Raw genomic sequence first — 19,153 nt, forward strand, 5'->3', positions numbered from 1 at the left:
GATCGCGGTGACACCGACCCCCGACCCGTCCAGCATCCGCGTACCCGGCCCGTGGACACACCGGGACATCTCCGCCAACGGCATCTCGCTGCACGTAGCCGAGCTCGGGTCGGGCCCGGTCGTCGTCCTGCTGCACGGCTTCGCGGAGTGCTGGTGGGTCTGGCACCGGCAGCTCGTCGACCTTGCCGAGGCCGGGTACCACGCGGTCGCGGTCGACCTGCGCGGTTACGGTGACTCGGACAAGACACCACGCGGTTACGACGCGTGGACGCTGGCCGGGGACATCTCCGGGCTCGTACGGGCGCTCGGGACCCGGAGCGCGCACCTCGTCGGGCACGCCTGGGGTGGGATGCTCGCCTGGACGGTCGCCGAGCTGCACCCGCGCGTCGTCGACTCGATCGGAGCTGTCGGCGCCGCGCACCCCCTGGCGTACCGGCGCGCGATCGCTCGTGGGCTGATCCACCCGCACCGCCCGAGCCAGCTGCGCGCGGCCGCGCACGTCTTCCGTGCCCAACTACCGGTACTGGCCGAACGCTCACTGGTACGCCACGGGGCCGCTGCCGTTGAGACCCTGCTGCGTTCCTGGTCCGGGCCGGCCTGGCGGGAGAGCCGCGAGCTGCCCGCCGTGGCGGCCCGGCTGCGCGAGGCGATGCTCGTGCCCGGAGCGGCGCACTGCGCTCTCGAGTACTACCGGTGGGCGCTGCGCGCGCAGCTGCGCGCGGAAGGCAGGCGCTTCGCCGCCGCCGTCGGCCAGCCCTGCGTGCGTCCCGTGCTCCAGCTGCACGGGACCGAGGACGGTTGCATCCTGCCCGAGACGGCACGCTCCTGCGCCCCCTGGTCCGGGCCGGGATCCCGCTTCGAGCACCTGCCCGGCATCGGCCACTATCCCCACCTCGAAGCCCCGGAACGCACCTCCCAGCTCCTCCGCGAGTGGCTGGCCGAGATGCGCTGAGCGGCGCCGGGGGTCGCGGCCGTCAGAGTCGCTTCGCGCGCAGTGGCGCACCGAGCTCGTGCAGGTAACGCAGCACGTGCCCGTAGGAGCGCAGCAGCCCGCACTCGCTGTAGCCGATGCCGTGCTCGGCGCAGAACCGCTGCACCATGACCTGCGCCCTGCGTAGGTTCGGGCGCGGCATCGTCGGGAACAGGTGATGCTCGATCTGGTAGTTGAGACCACCGAGCGCTGCGTCCACCCACGGGCCGCCACGTACGTTGCGCGCGGTCAGGACCTGCTTGCGCAGGAAGTCCAGAGAGTCGTCCGCGGACAGCGTCGGCATGCCCTTGTGGTTCGGGGCGAACGCGCATCCCATGTACAGGCCGAGCAAGCCCTGGTGCACCGCGATGAACACCACCGCTGTCAGTGGCGACAGGACCAGGAACACCAGCGCGAGGTAGCCGCCGAGATGCGCGATCAGCAACCCCGCTTCGAGCTTGCGCGATGCCACCTCACCGCGCCACACGGCACGGACGCTTGTCCAGTGCAGGTTCAGCCCTTCGAGCAGCAGTACCGGGAAGAACAGGATGGCCTGGTACTTCGCCATCCATCGCAGGAACCCGCGCTTCATGGTCGACTGGCCCGTGGTGAAGGCGAACATCGCGATGTTTATATCGGGATCGTCGTCCTCGTGGTTCGGGTTCGCGTGGTGGCGGTTGTGCTTACCGACCCACCACCCGTAGCTCATCCCGACGAGTCCACCATGGGCATAGCCGATCACGTCGTTGGCTCGCTTGCCCCGGCAGATCTGGCGGTGCCCCGCGTCATGACCGACAAAGGTCAGCTGGGTGAACGTGATCGCGAACAACACCGCCGTGAACAGCTGCCACCACGAGTCGCCGATGAATACGAAGAGCGCGCATACACCCGCCAGTACCGCCAGGTTCACGGCGATGCGCGCGCTGTAGTAGCCGCGCCGCCGCTCGAACAACCCGGCCCGCTTGACACTACGAGCCAGCTCGGCGAACTCGGTCGGCCTCCTCGGCCGGACGGGTGGGACGTTGCCGACTGATGACCACATGAAGACTCCCGGCTCTGCTCGGCGAGCCGCCGGGGTCCGGGACGGAACATTCGCGGATGTCACGCATCTCCCGGTGCGTCAGGGAGATGCGGTAGGTATCTCCCAGTATGACACCAACCCCCCGGCAACGCCCAGCTTCGTCGCGCAGCCGCGCCGACCTCGTACGCGCTCCCGTCACACGCAGGGGCCGGTGCCGACCTCCTGGGTCATGCGGGGTGCGGACTGGACCTCGGAGTCGACCTGGTCCGCGGTGAGCGTGAAACCGGTGTCCGGATCCTGCACCGACGCGCCGAAGACCACACCGACGACTCGGCCCTGCGGGTCGATCATCGGCCCGCCCGAGTTGCCGCTTTGCACCTCGGCCCGCACCGTGAACACGTCACGCTGCACGGTCGCGCGGTCGTAGATGTCCGGGCCCCGCAGGTTGGTGCGGTCCCGGATGCGCCCCGACGTCGCGGTGTACGGGCCGTCCAGCGGGTACCCGAGCACGATGACGTTGTCCCCGGGGCTGCCGGGCCGCCGAGCGAAGTCCATCACGGGAGCCTGCAACTGGGGGACCGCCAGGACGGCGACGTCCGTTCCGGGGTCGAAGTGCACCACCGTTGCGGGGCGTGCACCGGCGCCGGTCTCCACGCTGACCGACTCGGTGCCGGCCACCACGTGCGCATTGGTCATCACCCGCTGCGGGGAGATCACGAAACCGGTGCCTTCCAGCGCACGACCGCAGGATGGCGCGTCGCCGCGAATCTTGAGCACGCTCGGCCGCACCTCCTGCACGACCGGGCTGGCTTGTAGCTGCGGGTCCGGCGGCTCCACGTCCGGCGCGGGCGGTTGCGCGAACGGCTGCTCGAAGGTGGGAAAGCCGGAGACATCCAGCAGGTTACGCAGGTCGTTCGGTAGCCGCTGGGCCTGCGGCGGCATGACATCGTTGACGCCACCGAGCACAACCGAGTTGTTGATCGCCGAGGTCAGCGCCGGAAGCCCGCTGACACTGGTCAGTGGGACGGCGACGAGCCACGCGACGACGAAGACCACGGCGCCCTGCACCACGGCACCGAGCGTGTGGTCCACCCCGGCCAGCTTCGGTGTGGCGAGGCGTTCCTTGATCGTGCGACCGATCCACACGCCGAAGGTCTCGCCGAGCGCGATGAGGAAGACCACCGTCGCCATCGCCAAGGCGACCTTGGCGACGGGATCGTCGAAGAAATCGACGATACTCGGCGCCACCCGGATACCGAGGACGGCACCGGCGAGCACGCCGAGGAACGCGGGTAGTGCCACGACCACGCCCTGCCGGCCACCGGAGACGGCCGCGAGCAACGCCAGCAGCACGACCAGCAGATCAACCCAGTTCACTCGTTCTCCTCACCACCGATCCACGTGACCGTACATACCGCCGGCAGGGCCACGCGCGGACCCCGGCCGAGCAGCTGCCGGATCGTGCGGGCCTCCGCGATGCCGTCACCGGTGCATCGCCGAGCCGTGGCCAGCCCTCCTGAGTACTCAACGCGGCGCTCGCCTAACGGATGTGCTGACCGTGTTCGTGTAACGCTACGTCAAGCGGGCGAACGTCCGACGTGTCCCACTCCCGCTCCCAGCCTCCGAGCCAGAGCAGCACGCTGAGCAACCCCGCGGTGAAGCCCCACACGAAGAGACCGTCGACGGCGAAGGCGGGCCCCTGCCATCCCGCGTCCTCCCGGCGCACCTGGAACCGGTTGGCAGGCTCGGCCAGGCTGGACAGCCGCACCCGCGCCACGGCGGCCGTCTCCCGGGGGTCGGCGGCGTGTACGGGCGTCGGGCGATCCCAGTGCGCGAGGACCGGCGTGACCGCGAACGCGGACACCGGCACGTACAGCTCCGGAAGCAGCGCCACCGGCCGCACACCCAGCGGGTCGACGCCGGTCTCCTCGCGCGCCTCCCGCAGGGCCGTGTCGACCGGCCCGCTGTCGGTCATCTCGGCGCCACCGCCGGGGAAGGCCACCTGGCCGGCGTGCGCGCCCATCTCGTCGGCCCGGCGCAGCAGCAGCACGTCCGGATCGGGTGTGACGCCGTCCCCCGCGTCACCGAGCAGCATCAGCACCGCAGCCGACCGGGTCGACGAGTCCCGCGGGGGTGTGAACCGGGTGAACAGCCCGGCATCGAGGTCACCGGCGATATCCACCAAACCCCGTAGCCAAGACGGCACCTCACGCGGGTCGACGAGCGCCCCGTGATGACGCCCCGCGCTGTTCGCTCGGCTTGCTTCGGTCACGTGCCACCTCCGTGCGCTTCTACGCCCTCCCGCACATCATCGACGCTGTAGAACACCCGCGGGTCCGTGATGAAGGTCACTTCTCCGCTCGGGGAGACGAAGTAGGACGCGGGCAGGGCGCGTGGCACGCCGAGCGCGTCGCGCACCGCCCCGGTCGAGCCCGCACCGTCGTGCACCGACGGGAACCGGACACCGAGCTCGGTGAGCATCTCGAGGCCGTCGACGGGGTCGCTCTCCACCTGCACCCCGAGCACGTTCACCCGGTCTTGCGACTGCGCGTACTCCTGCAGGATCGGAAGCTCCTCCCTGCACGGCCCACACCAGGTGGCCCATACGTTGATCAGGGTCGCCTCACCGGCCAACGCGGCGCCGAGCGCCACCGGCTCACCGTCGCCGAGACACGCGGCGCGCACTCCTTCGAGGTCGTCGACCTCGGCAGCGGCGCGCTCCCCTGTGGGGCAGGGGCGCAGATCGGCGTCCTGCCGCGCCCGTTCCAGCCCGGAGTCCTCGGCAGGACCGGGCCGCGAGTCGTCGCCTGCGCCGGAGTCCTTGCCGACCAGCGGCAGCAATGCGGCCACGGCTGCCAGCACGAGGACCCCGCACGCCAACGCCCACCGGGCAGCGGTACTCACCGCGCGCCCCCACCCGGTTCGCAGGCCAGCTCGAGCAACCACTCCCGCTCCGGACCGCGCACCAGCTCGGCCGCCTCCGCGAAGTCGGTCGGACCGGCACCGAACGACGGGCACTGGTCGGCGAGCAGGCAGGCCCCGCAGGCAGGTTTGCGCGCGTGGCACACCCGACGCCCGTGGAAGATCACGTAGTGGGACAGCTGGGTCCAGTCACGGCGGGGGATGAGCTCCCCGACGGCGTGCTCGACCTTGGTGGGGTCCTCCAGGTCGGTCCAGCCCCACCGGCGCACCAGCCTGCCGAAGTGCGTGTCCACCGTGATGCCCGGTATGCCGAACGCGTTGCCCAGCACCACGTTGGCCGTCTTGCGCCCCACACCGGGCAGGCTGACCAGCTCGTCAAGCGTGTCCGGAACCTCGCCGTCGAACCGCTCGACAAGGGCCGCCCCCAGTCCCATCAGCGAGCTGGCCTTGTTCCGGTAGAAGCCGGTGGACCTGATGTACTCCTCGAGCTCGCTACGGTCGGCCCCGGCGTAGTCGGCAGCCGTGCGGTAGCGCTCGAACAGCGCGGGGGTCACCTCGTTGACCCGCTTGTCCGTGCACTGGGCGGAGAGGATGACAGCGACCAGCAGCTCGAGCGGGTTGGAGAAGTCGAGCTCGCACTCGGCACCGGGGTAGGCGCGCCGCAGCCGGCGCAGGATCCGGCGAGCCCGCCGGACCAGGGCGAGCCTGCTCTCCTCTCCCGCCTGCCGCCTGCGCGCGACCGCGTTCGCGCGCCCGGCGGTTCGGCTACCCGTCCCGGATTCCGGATCGATCGAGGATGGCACGCATCCAGAGTACGGGCGTGCGCTGTCGACCGGTTGTGCTACCCCGGTCACCGGCGAGGCCACGGATGGGCGAGGATAGGGGCATGACGGTGTGGTTCGTAGTCGCAGTCCCGCTGATCGTCATGGGCTTCGCGCTGTTCATGGAACGCGTGGAGGATCGTCTTCGCCATGTCTCGGTGCGCGGTGAGGACGTCGAGGAGTTCCTCGAGCAGGCCCGCCCCAACGAGGTGCGCGCGCTGTACGGGTACGGGATCGGACGCGCTCTCGAGCTGTTCCGGCTGCGCCGGGTGGGCCGCGCGGGAGCCAAGTCACACCCCGGCCAGGCACAGGAGTAGACTTCCCCGCCGGCGTAAGGCTGACCGCATCCTGCACTCACCCAACCGGGTCGGACTCGCCCGAGAACGGCGGGTCTGCTTTGCCAGCATGCGGTACGACTTACACTTCACAACGTAATGAGGACGTCTTTCGGCTTGTCGAGGCTGGTTCGAAAGGCGACTACACCGAACACAACATACTGTGCCGAACCTGCCGGCCGCAGATGGCCGGGAACGTTAGATTGGGCACAGTGATTCGGCGGCACGCATCCTCACGCCGAGGACGGCGGTCGCGTGTCAACAGGAGGCACTGAGGTGGATGAGACCCTCGCCCGCGCGGGCATTTTCCAGGGCGTGGAACCAGCAGCGGCTGAGGCGCTCGTACAGACCCTGGAGAGCGTGGACTTCCCGCGCGGCCACGTCATCTTCAACGAGGGTGAACCGGGCGACAAGCTGTACATCATCCAGTCGGGCAAGGTGAAGATCGGGCGCAAGTCGGCCGACGGCCGGGAGAACCTCCTGGGCATCTTCGGGCCCTCCGACATGTTCGGTGAGCTGTCGATCTTCGACCCCGGCCCGCGGACGTCGACCGCGACGACCGTGACCGAGGTCCGCGCGGTGGTGATGGACCGGGCGGCGCTGCGGCAGTGGATCTCCACCCGCCCGGAGATCTCCGAGCAGCTGCTGCGTGTCGTCGCCCGCAGGCTGCGCCGTACCAACAACATGGTCGCGGAGCTCATCTTCACCGACGTTCCCGGCCGTGTCGCCAAGGCGCTGCTCCAGCTGGCGCAACGGTTCGGCAGCCAGGAAGCCGGGTTGCTGCGGGTCACCCACGACCTCACCCAGGAAGAGATCGCCCAGTACGTGGGGGCATCGCGCGAGACCGTCAACAAGGCCCTCGCGGATTTCGCGCACCGTGGCTGGCTGCGGCTGGAGGGCAAGAGCGTGCTGATCCTCGACCCCGAACGGCTCGCCCGCAGGGCACGGTGACCGAGGCGACCGCAGACCTCTACGCCGATGCCGGGACACGATCCGCGTCGGCGACCGCGACGACGAAACCTGACACATCAACAAGGGCCGGGCGCCACCCCCGACGTGGCGCACCGGCCCTTGTTGCGCGCGGTCCATCCCCCGACGTACCGCGTCTCCCCGCCCTCCGGCTGAAGGCCCCGACCCGATACCGGAGGGAGTTTTTCCGCATTCTGTTGTATGGCTCAGCACCCTGTTCGCCGCCGTAGTACCCGGCTGCCAGGTGCTGCGACTTACCACGGTCCACGATGCCTACGGCTTGTCTCAAGCCGATTCACCCTGTAGGACGTACAGCTGGAGCAATTCGTTGCCAAACAGCTACCCGGCCGGGTGAAGTCGTTATCGAGACGTGATACCCGGGTCGGTCACTCGCCCCGCTGGCGGAGGTAGTCGAGCTGCGCCCGCACGCTCATCTCAGCGGCTCCCCACAGCGCCGGATCGACATCCGCGTAGACGAACTCGACGACTCGCCGGGCGTCCGCGTCCCGTCCCAGCTCACGCAGCGCGCCGCGCACCTGGTCGAGGCGCTGCTCTCGATGAGCGAGGTACGCACGCACCGTCGCGCGCAGGTCGGCGAGCTCCGCACCGTGCCCCGGCAGGCCCAGCGCGCCCGCAGGCAACTCGGCGAGCTTGCGCAGCGAGTCCAGGTAGTCGCCGAGGTCCGACAGCACGGTCGTGCCCTGCCCGAGAATGGTGTCGCCGGTGAGCACGTGTGTGCGTTCCGGGTGCTCCACCACGAACGTCACCGAGTCGGCCGTGTGGCCCGGGGTGTGCAGCACAGCGATATCCAACCCGGCGAGGTGGAACGACTCCCCGTCCGCCAGCGCGGGCGCGGCACGGCACAGCTGGGGGTCGAAAGCCCGCACCGGCGCCCCCACCAGCTCGGCGAGCCGGTCGGCGCCCTCGACGTGATCGGGGTGGTGGTGCGTGACCAGGATGGCCGCGACCCTCCCTGCCGCTTCGCCGATCGCCTCCAGGTGCTCGGGGTCGTGGTGCCCCGGGTCGACGACCACGCACGGCTCCTCAGGGGCCGCACGCAACAGCCAGCTGTTCGTCCCCTCCAGGGTCATCGAGGACGGGTTGTTCTCCAGCAGCACCGCGGCCACCGAGCTGACCGCACGCAGCCGACCGTAGGCCGGATGTTCGAGTTCGCCCCTCACGACCACTCCCGTCCGTCAATCACGAGCCGTACTCCCTCGTCATCGCGCACCAGCCGGGGCGTGGTCCGTTCGACCCTGCGCTGCGCGGCCAGCGCGTCGGCCACCGACGGCACCTCGGCGAGGTCGGACAGGTTCGACCACGTCGGCGGCATCATCATGGTGCGCCCTTGCCTCGCATCGTCCAAGGCGTCGGCGGGGCGCTGCCATCCCGAGCCCGCTGCTTCCGACGTCGCACCGTCGGCCAGCTGGCCCTCCGGTAACGCGGCGAGGAAGAAGCGGGTGTCGTAACGCCTCGTCTCACCCTCCGGCGTCAGCCAGTGCGACCAGGGTCGCAGCAGGTCGGCACGCAGTATCAGCCCCGTCTCGGCGAGGAAGGCCGCCAGCGACAGCTCCCGTGTGACCAGCGCCTGGCGCGCCCACGCGTACGGGCCGGTGTCGGTGACCACCGTCCCGTCGGTGTGACCGGCGAGCAACACACCGGACTCCTCGAATGTCTCCCGCACCGCCGCGCAGGCCAGCGCTCTGGCCAGCGAGGCGTCGCAGTCGAGCTCGGCGCCCCACTCCGCGGGTTCCGGGCCCTGCCAGGCAACCGAGGACTCCGAGTCGCGCTGGTCGACTCCGCCGCCGGGGAACACGGTCATCCCGCCTGCGAAGTCCATACTCGCTACCCGGTGCTGCAGGAAGACCTCGACGCCCGCGTCGCCGTCGCGGAGCAGGATGACGGTCGCGGCCGGCCTGATCGGCACGCCACCGTGCTCCTGCCCGCGCTCACCGGTCATGCGACCTCGACGATCATCTCGACCTCCACGGGCGCGCCCATGGGAAGCTCGGCGACCCCGACGGCCGAGCGGGCGTGCACTCCTGCCTCGGCGAAGACCTCGCCGAGCAGCTCCGAGGCACCGTTGAGCACACCGGGCTGACCGGTGAACCCTTCGGCGGAGGCCACGAACCCCACCACCTTCACGATGCGCACCACCGCGTCGATCCCTACCAGGTCGTGCACCGCCGCGAGCGCGTTGAGCGCGCACGTACGCGCGAGGTCCTGTGCCTGCTCCGCGGTGACCTCGGCACCGACCTTGCCGGTAGCGGGCAGCGAGCCCTCCACCATCGGCACCTGACCCGCCGTGTAGACATGCGACCCGGTGCGCACCGCGGGCGCGTACGCGGCGACCGGGGCGACCACCGGTGGAAGCGAGATGTCGAGCTCGGCCAGTCGCGCACTCCAGCTCATCCCTTACCCCTTTCTCCGTGCCACTCCTGGTGGGCCATACCGGCGGCCCGGGTGACGCACCCCGGCCGGGTAACCAACCGTGCCGGTCAGCTCTCCAGTGGCCGCTTGAGGTAGGCGACGTGCTGCTCACCGGTCGGGTTCGGCAGCACGGTGACCAGCTCCCAGCCGTCCTGACCCCACTGGTCCAGGATCTGCTTGGTCGCGTGGATCAACAACGGAACGGTGGCGTACTCCCACTGGGTCGCGCTCACGGCAACATCCTCATCTCGCGAATCGGCGCTGGTCCTACTGTGCCTGTCGCACCGTGGTTATCCCACCGTGCTGTCTCCTGGGAGCCTAGTGCCTCGTGATCCAGGCCCTGCTACGCGTCTCCGGTATCGGCAGCACCATGATCACAGCGCCCGGCCGGCGCGGCCACCGGTCACCGGCCAGCCGCCCCCTGGCTACTTGTGACGCCCGCCCCGCACGGATAGCCTCGTGCGCATTCTCACGGGGCGGCTCGCCTCGCTGGGGTGATGATCGGCCGGTTCCTCCCGCGGCGAAAGGTGGACCATGCGCGCGTTCCGAACGGTGCTCACCGGGTTGCTCGTCATGCTGCTCGGCCTGGCGGCCCCTGCCCTCGCTCACGCCACGGCAGGGCCCTCGGCAGGGGCCAGGGCACAACCTCCGGCAACGGCAGCGGGGGAGCGGCAGATCCGGCCGAACGTGCTCGACATCGGCGACCCGGACACCTCCCCGCCCGGCTCGAACGACTGGTCATGCACACCGGACGAGGAGCATCCCGACCCGGTCGTGCTGGTCCACGGCCTCGCCGCGACCCAGGCGGCGAACTGGCAGAAGTTCGCGCCCCGGCTGGCCGAGGAAGGCTACTGTGTGTTCTCTCTCACATACGGGGTGAAGGACGGGGTGAGCACGCCGCTCTACACGCCGGGCGGGATGACGACGATGGAGTCAAGTGCCGAGGAACTGGCCGCGTTCGTGACCGAGGTGCGCGGCGCGACCGGGGCGGAGCAGGTGGACCTGGTGGGGCATTCCCAAGGCACCCTCATGCCCAGCTACTACGTTCGTTTCCTCGACGGGGCCGACCATGTCGACGACTACATCAGCCTCACGCCGCTGTGGGAGGGCACCGCGCTGCTCGGGCTGGACACCCTCTACGCCTACGCGAAGGTGCTCGGCCTGCGTCCCGTCGTCGACCTCGCGCTCGACCAGGCGTGCGAGTCCTGCTCGCAGTTCCTGCGCGGCTCGGACTTCCTCAAGCGACTGCACGCGAAGGGGACCTTCGACCCGGACGTCAGCTACACCAACATCGTCACCCGCTACGACGAGCTGGTCGTGCCGTACACCAGCGGCATCGCGCGGGGCGAGAACATCACCAACATCGTGCTGCAGGAGGAGTGCGCGCGCGACTTCAGCGGGCACGCCGGCGTCGCGTTCAACCCCAACGCGCTCGACCACGTGTTGAACGCGCTGGATCCGGAGCACGCCGAGCCGGTCCCGTGCCGGTTCGTCAGCCCCATCGGGGCGCCGTAACCGCCAGGCGGCACGAAGCCTGCTTCGCCCGATCCACCGGACCCCTTAGGCTTGCCCGTGATGACTTCCATCAGTGGCCCGGCGACGGCGGGCATCGGCTGGACCGAGGAACTCACCCGAGCACGCCTGCATTTCGTCACCGGCAAGGGCGGAACCGGTAAGACGACCCTGGCGACCTCGCTCGGTCTTGCGCTGGCCAGCGGCGGTCGCCGGGTGCTCCTGGTCGAGGTGGAGGGACGCCAGGGCATCGCGCAGGTGACCGAGAGCGAGCCGCTGCCGTACGGGGAACGGCACATCGCCTCCACGCGGGGTGGCGGTGACCTGCGGGCGCTGCACATCGACGCGGAAGCGGCGTTGCTGGAGTACTTCGAGATGTTCTACAACCTCGGATTCGCCGGCCGCACGCTGCGCAGGATGGGTGCCGTCGAGTTCGCGACCACACTCGCACCCGGGCTCCGCGACGTCCTGCTCACCGGAAAGATCAAGGAGTGCGTCACGCGCACCGACTCGGACGGCAGGTACGCCTACGACTATGTCGTCGTAGACGCGCCGCCGACCGGGCGAGTGGTGAAGTTTCTGGACGTGACAAGGGCACTGACCGACATCGCCAAGACCGGACCGATCCGTGGGCAGGCCGAGGCCGTCGTCAAGCTGGTCCACTCGGACAACACGGTCGTGCACATCACGACGCTGCTCGAGGAGATGCCGGTCCGCGAGACCCTCGAGGCCGTGACCGAGCTCGACGAGGCGGACCTGCGGCCCGGCGCCGTTCTGATCAACCGGATGCGTCCCGTGCGGCTGCCGCAGGAGACGTTGGCCGAAGCGACCGAGGGCCGTATGGACGTCGAACGGCTACGCGGCGACCTGGCGACGGTCGGCTACTCCTTCGGCCAGGACGCCCTCGAAGGGCTGATCGACGAGGCGACCGAACACGCGATCCGGGTCACATCCGAGCAGTCGGCGCTGAACCAGCTCGCCGAAGGCGACCTGCCCGCGCTCGAGTTGCCGGAGCTGGCTTCGGGAGTCGACGTGGCGGCGCTGTACGAGTTCGCCGACCTTCTCGTCGAGCAGGGGGTGCGTTGACCATGACGGGCACGGCAGCGGAGTACACCGGCATCGACACCGACGGCCTGATCGACGACCCGGAGACCAAGGTGGTGGTCTGCTGTGGTTCCGGCGGCGTCGGCAAGACGACCACAGCCGCGGCGCTCGCGCTGCGCGCCGCCGAACGTGGCAGGCAGACGGTCGTGCTGACCATCGACCCGGCGCGCAGGCTCGCACAGTCGCTCGGCCTACGCGAGCTCGGTAACCACCCGAAGAAGATCACGGTGGAGGGTTTCGACCCGAAGGGTGAGCTGTGGGCGATGATGCTCGACATGCGCCGCACCTTCGACGACATGGTGCTGGCGCACGCCGGGCCGGAGCGGGCCGAGCAGCTGCTGGCGAACCCCTTCTACCAGACCATCTCGTCGTCGTTCTCCGGAACGCAGGAGTACATGGCGATGGAGAAGCTGGGGCAGCTGGTCGCATCGGACGAATGGGACCTGATCATCGTCGACACGCCACCGAGCCGCTCCGCGCTCGACTTTCTCGACGCGCCGGGCAGGCTGTCCAGCGCGCTGGACGGCCGCATGATCAAGATGCTCGCCGGTCCCGCTCGCGCGGGCGGCTGGGGCGTCCGCAAGGTCGTCTCCGCGGGTTTCTCCATGTTCTCCAAGGCGGTCTCGACCGTGGTCGGCGGCCAGTTCCTCGCCGACGCCTCCGCGTTCATGCAGGCCTTCGACACGATGTTCGGTGGGTTCCGGGAACGGGCGACGAAAACCGCGGAGCTGCTGCGCTCCGCGGACACCGCGTTCCTCGTGGTCGCCGCGCCCGAACCGGACGCGCTGCGGGAGGCGAGCTACTTCGTGGAGCGGCTTTCCGAGGAGTCCATGCCGCTGACCGGGCTGATCGCGAACCGAACCCACCCGGTGCTGGCCGATGTATCCGCGAACAAGGCCCTGGCCGCCGCCGACGCGCTCGCGGGTAACGGGGAAGGCGGTTCGGTCACCGAGGCCGTGCTGCGCCTGCACGCCGACCGGGTCGCACTCGCCGAGCGGGAGCAGCGCCTGCTCGCACGGTTCACGAAAGCGCACCCGTCGGTCGAGGTCGCAGGCGTGCCCGCGCTGCCAACCGACGTGCACGACATCGACGGCCTCCGCGCGATCGGCGACCGGCTGGCCTCGGCCGCACGCGACCGTGCGTGAACCGCGCGAGCTGTACACGCGATCTCGCTCACGAGGCCACGTGGTGCCGTTTTGCCTGATCGAGTAGCTCGTGCCAGGAGTCCACATCGGGACGGCGGCGCAGCAGCGCGCGGCGCTCCCGCTCGGTCATGCCGCCCCAGACACCGAAGTTGATCCTGTTGTCCAGAGCCTCGGCGAGGCACTCGGCACGCACCGGGCAGCCCATGCAGACGGTCTTGGCACGGTGCTGCTCAGCGCCTTGCACGAAGAGGCCGTCGGGGTCGCTGTCCCTGCACGAGGCCCAGATACGCCAATCGGACCGAAGATAACCCTCAGTACTCGCGTCGTTCATGCCCCCAGCTCCCTCAACTGGTCTCCGCGACCAGCGCATCACTCCAGGAGACGTACCCCACAGTCATGCTCTGGTCTCCTTGCGTCTTACCCTATCGGACGACCCGTGGCCTACCTGACGGTCGGGTGACCCACCCGGAGGCGGAGAGCGTATGCCGTCCCGTTCGAGCTCTCCGGAGTGGTTGACGCGCGGCAGCACCGATCGGTTCCGTCGGTATCCGATTCCCGGGGGCAGTTCACATATCGGACCGTTCCCGGCTCGGCACGGCAGCAGTCGTATCGCCCCGCCGCGCCACGGCCACGGCCACCCACGGCCGAGCCGTCTCACCCAGTTGGAGCAGATCCTGACTGCCAACGATCGACCGTCGCATTGAGTACCCTCATGGTGTGCGGAAGACGGACGGATTGCTGAAACTCGTCGGGTTGTGCCTGCTCGCCGGTGGCCTCGTGGCGGGCCTGCTCTTCCCGGTCGTCGGTGGCCTCGGGGTGATGTCCAACGAAGCCAGCGCCACGGTGGACAACATGTCCGCCGAGCTCGCGAACGATCCGCCGCCGCTGGTCACCACCATCACCGACGCGAACGACGAGCCCATCGCGACGCTGTACGACCAGTACCGCATCCCGAAGGCCGGCGACCAGATCTCCGACGCGATGAAGTGGGCGCTGATCTCGGTGGAGGATCGCCGCTTCTACGAGCACCACGGGGTGGACTGGAAGGGCACCGTCCGTGCCGCCATCACCAACCAGACGAGCGGTGACACGCAAGGTGCGTCGACCCTGACCCAGCAGTACGTCAAGAACTACCTGATCAACGTCGTGCACGGCGGGGACGACCCGGAGGACCGGATCGGGCAGCAGCGCGCCAGGGAACAGACCATCGCACGCAAGCTGCAGGAAGCCCGGATCGCCATCCAGCTCGAGAACCGGATGAGCAAGGAACAGATCCTCACCGGCTACCTGAACGTCGTCGAGTTCACCCACGAGATCTACGGCGTCGGCGCTGCCGCGCGCTCGTACTTCGACACCGAGGCCGAGGACCTCACGGTCGCGGAGTCGGCGCTACTGGCAGGCATGGTGATCAACCCGGCGATGCACGACCCCTGGAACTACCCGGAACGCGCCAAGGAGCGGCGCGACCTGGTGATCGACCTGATGGTGCAGAACCGCAAGCTGTCCGAGGAAGACGCCGAGGAGGCCAAGGAGGAGCCGCTCGGGGTCGTCGCGGACGGGCCGAACAGGCCGCCTGCCAACTGCACCGGCGCCGGGCCCGAGCACGGCTTCTTCTGCCAGTACGTGGAGGACTACCTGATCGAGTCCGGCATCGACAAGCAGGACCTCTACCAGGGCGGCTACACGATCAAGACCACCCTCGAACGCGACGTCAACCGGAGCGCCAAGGAATCCGCCGAGGAGCAGGTCGACAAGACCGAGGACAACGTGGCGAACACGCTCTCGCTGGTACGTCCCGGCAAGGAGCGGCGGGAGGTGGTCGCGCTCGCGGCCAACAAGGACTACGGCACCGACCCCGAGAAGGGGCAGTCCAGCTGGGCACTGCCATCGGCGGTCACCAACGTCACCGGGGCGGGATCGGCGTACAAGATCTTCACCGCGGCCGCCGCCCTCCGGGAGGGCGTCACCGGGGTCTACGACGAGATCGACGTCCCGGACCGGCACGTCTCCGAGGTGTTCGTCAGCAAGCAGCCCCAGTGCCCGCCACTGAACCAGTACGGCGACAAGAAGTACTGCGTGACCAACGCGGAGGGCGCCGAGTTCCCGTCGAAGCTGACGCTGCAGGACGCCCTCGCCCAGTCACCGAACACCGCGTTCGTGATCCTCGCCGAGAAGGCCGGCATGGGCAACATCGTGGAGCTGGCCAGCAAGCTCGGCATGCGCCGATCCATGGCCAGGAACGACGCAGGCGCCGAGCCCGACCCGGAGTCGGACAACCGGGCCCTGGCGGTGAGCCAGAAGGAGCTTTTCGGCCCGTCCGGCAACTCCCCCGGTCTCGGTTCCTTCACGCTGGGTCCCGCCGCGCTGAGCGGGCTCGAGCTCGCCAACGTGGGCGCCACGATCCTCAGCGACGGGGTGTGGTGCCCGCCGACCCCGATCCGCGAGGTCGTCGACCGCAACGGCGACACCGTGGAGATCGAGGAAGAGGAATGCGAGCAGGCCGTTGAGGAGGACGTGGCGCACGCCCTCGCCGACGGGCTCAGCAAGGACCACCTGCCGGGCGGTACGGCGCACCGGGCCGCTTCCGAGGCGGACTGGGGCGAACGTCCCATGATCGGCAAGACCGGCACGACGCAGAACAACAGCTCGGGTGCGTTCCTCGGTGCCACCCCGCAGCTGTCCGGCGGCGCGATGGTGTTCCGGCCGGACCGGCCCAACGGAGGGCTGTGCTACAACGGGCCGGGCAACGTGCACGCCTGCGATGCCGACGAAGGAACGATGTTCGGTGGGCGCACCCCGGCCCAGACCTGGTTCGGCGCGATGAGCGAGATCCTCGACGGTGCGGACGAGAAGCCCATCCCCGAGACACCGGGCCCGTACCGGAACGTCAAGGACGAGTGAGCCCACCAGGGACGTATGCTCGGGCCGTGACCACCCCAGCTCCGGCAAGCCCGCACGGCTCGACACTGCGCGCGGCGGCGGCGACGGCCGCCGCGGGCGCGGCGGGCCTGACCTACGCCGCCGTCATCGAGCGCAGGCTCTGGACGCTACGCACAGCCGAGCTCCCGGTCCTCGCGGAGTCCGCGCGCCCGCTGCGCATCCTGCACATCTCGGACCTGCACATGCTTCCCGCGCAACGGTCCAAGCAGCGCTGGGTCGCCGCGCTACGCGCGCTGGAACCCGACCTGGTCGTCAACACCGGGGACAACCTGTCCCATCGCCAGGCTGTGCCAGCCGTGCTGCGCGCCCTCGAGCCGCTGCTCGACCTGCCGGGCATGTTCGTCTTCGGTAGCAACGACTACTACGCGCCCAAACCGAAGAACCCCGCCCGTTACCTGATGCCGGAAGGCCGCAAGAAGCGCATTCACGGCCCGGAGCTGCCGTGGGAGGACCTCCGTGCGGTGTTCCTGGAACGCGGCTGGCACGACATGACGCACAGCGCGAACCGGGTGCGAGTAGGCGGCGGGACCGTGCACGCCGCGGGGGTGGACGACCCGCACCTCGGCTACGACCGCTACAGCGCGATCGCAGGCAGGCCGGACAGTGCGGCGACGCTGCGGCTCGGCCTGACCCACTCCCCGGAACCCCGGGTGCTGGACCGGTTCGCCGACGACGGCTACGACCTGGTGCTTGCCGGGCACACCCACGGCGGGCAGCTGCGCATCCCCGGTGTCGGCGCACTGGTCACCAACTGCGAGCTCGACCGCTCCCGGGCACGCGGCGCGTCCCGCTGGGGAGCGCACATGTGGCTGCACGTCTCAGCGGGGCTCGGCACGTCGCCGTTCGCGCCGGTGCGGTTCGCCTGCCGTCCGGAGGCCAGCCTGCTCACGCTGGTCCCACGACCAGCGGCAGGCCATCACAACCGAGCCCGCTGCAACGCCGGCAGCGACGTCGGCTAGACTTATCCGCGGCCCGTTCAGCCATACCGGGGTGTAGCGCAGCTTGGGAGCGCGCCTCGTTCGGGTCGAGGAGGTCGTGGGTTCAAATCCCGCCACCCCGACGGCAGGGAAAGCCGGAGGCGGTCGTGCGGTACCGGAAAGGTACCGGTCACCGCCTCCGGCTTTTCTTTTGGCACGATCGTGGGGTGACTCGCAGCCATCCCGCTCCCCAGGTTCCCGATCGACTCATCAGTGACGCCGAGGCGGACGCTCGCTGGCGCGCCCGGTTCACCGCGGCGCGCATATCCACACCCGACTGGGCCTTGGACGCGCCGGAAGCCAATATCTACGTCTCCAACGCCAGCGGGGTGTGGGAGGTCTACACCTGGGACCGCACCACCGACGAGCACCGCAAGATCACCGACCGGCCGAACGGCACGGTCATAGCCACCCTCTCACCGGACGGCAAGTCGATCTGGTGGTTCGACGACACCGACGGCGACGAGTTCGGCTCGTGGGTGCGCGAGCCGTTCCACGCCTCGGGCAGCGCCGCCGAACGGGCCCTGCCGGACGTTCCCGATGGTTACCCGGCCGGGCTGGAGATCGGTCGCGGCCTCACCGCGGCCGGGGTGTCCACCGACGCCGGCAGCACCCTGTACGCCCACACCGGCGGCGGCACGACGCAGTTCTACAGCAGCGACGACGACGCGGGGGTGTCCGCGCTGTCCCGCGACGAGCGGCTGCTGGCGATCGCGCACTCCGAGCACGGTGACTCCCGCCACCCGGCGCTGCGGGTGCTGCGCACCGACGGGTTCGGCACCGTTGCCGACAAGTGGGACGGTGCGGGTAAGGGCCTGGGTGCCCTGGAGTTCTCCCCGGTGGCTGGCGACTCGCGGTTGCTCGTCTCGCACGAGCGCCGGGGCAAGGACGAGCTGCTGATCTGGGATCCCGAGACCGGCCGGGAGACCGAGATCGCGCTCGACCTGCCGGGGGACGTCCTGGCGACCTGGTACCCGGACGCCTCGGCGCTGCTCGTGCTGCATTTCCGGTCCGGTCGCAGCTCCCTGCACCATTACGACATCACCACGGGTGCGCTGACCGACCTGGGCACTCCCGCTGGGCGGATCGGCGGGGCAGGGGTACGGCCGGACGGCACGGTGGAGTACTCCTGGTCGGCCGCGCACACCCCGCCGGTGATCCGGGCCCAGGCCCCGGACGGTACGGACCGGGTGCTGCTGAACCCGCCAGGGGAACGCGCGCCGGAGTCCGTGCCGGTCACGGACGCGTTCGTGACCGGTCCCGCCGGGCAGGTGCACGCGCTGGTGTCCCGGCCGCCCGGTGCGGTACCGGATGTCCGGCTCCCCACGGCGTTCGTGCTGCACGGCGGGCCGCACGCCGCCGACGAGGACCGGTTCTCCGCCTACCGGGCTACCTGGCTGGACGCGGGTTTCGCGGTGGTGGAGGTCAACTACAGGGGGTCGACGGGCTACGGGTCGGCCTGGCGGGACGCCATCGAGGGGCGGCCAGGACTGACCGAGCTGGAGGACGTCGCCGCGGTACACGACTGGGCCGTGGACAGCGGGCTGGCCGATCCCGGCAGGTGCGTGGTGGCCGGCGCGTCCTGGGGCGGGTACCTGACCCTGCTCGCGCTCGGCACCCAGCCTCAACGGTGGGCTGCCGGCGTGGCAGGCGTGCCGGTCGCGGACTACGTGGCCGCCTACGCCGACGAGATGGAGCAGCTGCGCTCGTTCGACAAGGCACTGTTCGGCGGTTCCCCCGATGAGGTGCCCCAGGTCTACACGGACTGCTCACCGATCACGTACGTGGATGCCGTGCGCGCCCCGGTACTGGTGTTGGCCGGGGACAACGATCCGCGCTGCCCGATCAGGCAGATCGAGAACTACCTGGACCGGCTGGCCGAGCGGGGCGCGCCGTACGAGTTCTACCGGTACGACGCGGGCCACGGCTCGCTCGTGGTCGCCGAGACGCTGAGCCAGGTCGCCGTCGAGGTGCACTTCGCCATGCGTGCTGTCGGGTTGGCCTGAG

Annotated in this window: 19 protein-coding genes and 1 tRNA gene; 10 read left to right on the forward strand and 10 right to left on the reverse strand. The window is 69.8% G+C overall.

Annotation, left to right across the window (positions count from 1 at the left end; genetic code table 11):
- The first annotated feature begins 7 nt into the window (after positions 1-7).
- On the forward strand, positions 8-952 hold the full coding sequence (locus H0B56_RS17775) for an alpha/beta fold hydrolase (protein WP_180894444.1): 945 nt from the start codon (positions 8-10) through the stop codon (positions 950-952).
- Positions 953-974: 22 nt separating this feature from the next.
- Here the strand turns inward: H0B56_RS17775 and H0B56_RS17780 are convergent, their stop codons facing one another.
- The 5 genes from H0B56_RS17780 to nth all read right to left on the reverse strand — a co-directional run bounded on the left by H0B56_RS17780 (position 975) and on the right by nth (position 5,611).
- Positions 975-2,012, reverse strand: coding sequence for a fatty acid desaturase family protein (locus tag H0B56_RS17780; protein WP_180894229.1), 1,038 nt, complete (start codon positions 2,010-2,012; stop codon positions 975-977).
- A gap of 174 nt (positions 2,013-2,186) precedes the next feature.
- Positions 2,187-3,368, reverse strand: a complete 1,182-nt coding sequence (locus H0B56_RS17785) for a MarP family serine protease (RefSeq protein WP_180894230.1) — start codon at positions 3,366-3,368, stop codon at positions 2,187-2,189.
- A gap of 163 nt (positions 3,369-3,531) precedes the next feature.
- A complete protein-coding gene (locus H0B56_RS17790; RefSeq protein ID WP_180894231.1) occupies positions 3,532-4,263 on the reverse strand; it encodes an NUDIX domain-containing protein in 732 nt (243 codons plus the stop codon).
- Positions 4,260-4,895 carry a redoxin family protein gene (locus tag H0B56_RS17795; protein WP_180894232.1) on the reverse strand — a complete coding sequence of 212 codons (636 nt, stop codon included), beginning with the start codon at positions 4,893-4,895 and terminating at the stop codon, positions 4,260-4,262. The genes H0B56_RS17790 and H0B56_RS17795 overlap by 4 nt, the downstream gene beginning before the upstream one ends.
- Positions 4,892-5,611 carry an endonuclease III gene (gene nth / locus H0B56_RS17800; RefSeq protein WP_219632906.1) on the reverse strand — a complete coding sequence of 240 codons (720 nt, stop codon included), beginning with the start codon at positions 5,609-5,611 and terminating at the stop codon, positions 4,892-4,894. The genes H0B56_RS17795 and nth overlap by 4 nt, the downstream gene beginning before the upstream one ends.
- A 188-nt stretch (positions 5,612-5,799) precedes the next feature.
- On the opposite strand from nth, the gene H0B56_RS17805 reads away from it, so the two are divergent.
- Both H0B56_RS17805 and H0B56_RS17810 read left to right on the forward strand, forming a co-directional pair.
- Complete coding sequence (locus H0B56_RS17805; protein ID WP_180894233.1) at positions 5,800-6,051, forward strand: hypothetical protein; 252 nt, start codon at positions 5,800-5,802, stop codon at positions 6,049-6,051.
- 294 nt (positions 6,052-6,345) lie between these two features.
- The gene (locus H0B56_RS17810; RefSeq protein WP_089301917.1) at positions 6,346-7,020 is read left to right on the forward strand and encodes a Crp/Fnr family transcriptional regulator; all 675 of its coding nucleotides are present in this window, start codon (positions 6,346-6,348) and stop codon (positions 7,018-7,020) included.
- Between the two features lie 404 nt (positions 7,021-7,424).
- Here the strand turns inward: H0B56_RS17810 and H0B56_RS17815 are convergent, their stop codons facing one another.
- From H0B56_RS17815 to sp36, 4 genes are all read right to left on the reverse strand, one after another.
- On the reverse strand, positions 7,425-8,219 hold the full coding sequence (locus tag H0B56_RS17815; RefSeq protein ID WP_343063943.1) for an MBL fold metallo-hydrolase: 795 nt from the start codon (positions 8,217-8,219) through the stop codon (positions 7,425-7,427).
- Entirely contained in the window at positions 8,216-8,998 is a 783-nt protein-coding gene (locus H0B56_RS17820) for an NUDIX hydrolase (RefSeq protein ID WP_180894234.1), read from the reverse strand. Before H0B56_RS17820 ends, H0B56_RS17815 begins: the two co-directional genes overlap by 4 nt.
- Positions 8,995-9,450, reverse strand: a complete 456-nt coding sequence (locus H0B56_RS17825; RefSeq protein WP_180894235.1) for a RidA family protein — start codon at positions 9,448-9,450, stop codon at positions 8,995-8,997. Before H0B56_RS17825 ends, H0B56_RS17820 begins: the two co-directional genes overlap by 4 nt.
- An 86-nt stretch (positions 9,451-9,536) precedes the next feature.
- Positions 9,537-9,701 (reverse strand): Sp36 family protein, encoded by a 165-nt coding sequence (gene sp36 / locus H0B56_RS17830; protein WP_089301920.1) that lies wholly within the window; start codon positions 9,699-9,701, stop codon positions 9,537-9,539.
- Between the two features lie 301 nt (positions 9,702-10,002).
- Here sp36 and H0B56_RS17835 point away from each other — a divergent pair, with 301 nt between their 5' ends.
- From H0B56_RS17835 to bagB, 3 genes are read left to right on the forward strand one after another with little or no spacing between them, the layout of a single operon-like run.
- Positions 10,003-10,983: an esterase/lipase family protein gene (locus H0B56_RS17835; protein WP_246361306.1), complete on the forward strand. Its 981-nt coding sequence runs from the start codon at positions 10,003-10,005 to the stop codon at positions 10,981-10,983.
- Between the two features lie 60 nt (positions 10,984-11,043).
- Positions 11,044-12,066: an ATPase BagA gene (gene bagA / locus H0B56_RS17840; protein WP_180894236.1), complete on the forward strand. Its 1,023-nt coding sequence runs from the start codon at positions 11,044-11,046 to the stop codon at positions 12,064-12,066.
- Positions 12,067-12,068: 2 nt separating this feature from the next.
- Positions 12,069-13,229 (forward strand): ATPase BagB, encoded by a 1,161-nt coding sequence (gene bagB, locus H0B56_RS17845; RefSeq protein ID WP_180894237.1) that lies wholly within the window; start codon positions 12,069-12,071, stop codon positions 13,227-13,229.
- A 28-nt stretch (positions 13,230-13,257) separates the two neighbouring features.
- On the opposite strand, the gene H0B56_RS17850 is transcribed toward bagB, so the two are convergent.
- The gene (locus H0B56_RS17850) at positions 13,258-13,560 is read right to left on the reverse strand and encodes a WhiB family transcriptional regulator (RefSeq protein WP_180894238.1); all 303 of its coding nucleotides are present in this window, start codon (positions 13,558-13,560) and stop codon (positions 13,258-13,260) included.
- Between the two features lie 386 nt (positions 13,561-13,946).
- Here H0B56_RS17850 and H0B56_RS17855 point away from each other — a divergent pair, with 386 nt between their 5' ends.
- From H0B56_RS17855 to H0B56_RS17870, 4 genes are all read left to right on the forward strand, one after another.
- A complete protein-coding gene (locus tag H0B56_RS17855) occupies positions 13,947-16,130 on the forward strand; it encodes a transglycosylase domain-containing protein (protein WP_180894239.1) in 2,184 nt (727 codons plus the stop codon).
- Positions 16,131-16,156: 26 nt separating this feature from the next.
- Positions 16,157-17,128 (forward strand): metallophosphoesterase, encoded by a 972-nt coding sequence (locus H0B56_RS17860; protein WP_180894240.1) that lies wholly within the window; start codon positions 16,157-16,159, stop codon positions 17,126-17,128.
- A 27-nt stretch (positions 17,129-17,155) separates the two neighbouring features.
- Positions 17,156-17,229 (forward strand) — tRNA-Pro (locus H0B56_RS17865).
- 84 nt (positions 17,230-17,313) lie between these two features.
- Positions 17,314-19,152 (forward strand): prolyl oligopeptidase family serine peptidase, encoded by a 1,839-nt coding sequence (locus H0B56_RS17870; protein WP_180894241.1) that lies wholly within the window; start codon positions 17,314-17,316, stop codon positions 19,150-19,152.
- The last annotated feature ends 1 nt before the right edge of the window (position 19,153 follow it).

The sequence above is a fragment of the Haloechinothrix aidingensis genome, assembly GCF_013450155.1.
Taxonomy (GTDB): domain Bacteria; phylum Actinomycetota; class Actinomycetes; order Mycobacteriales; family Pseudonocardiaceae; genus Haloechinothrix; species Haloechinothrix aidingensis.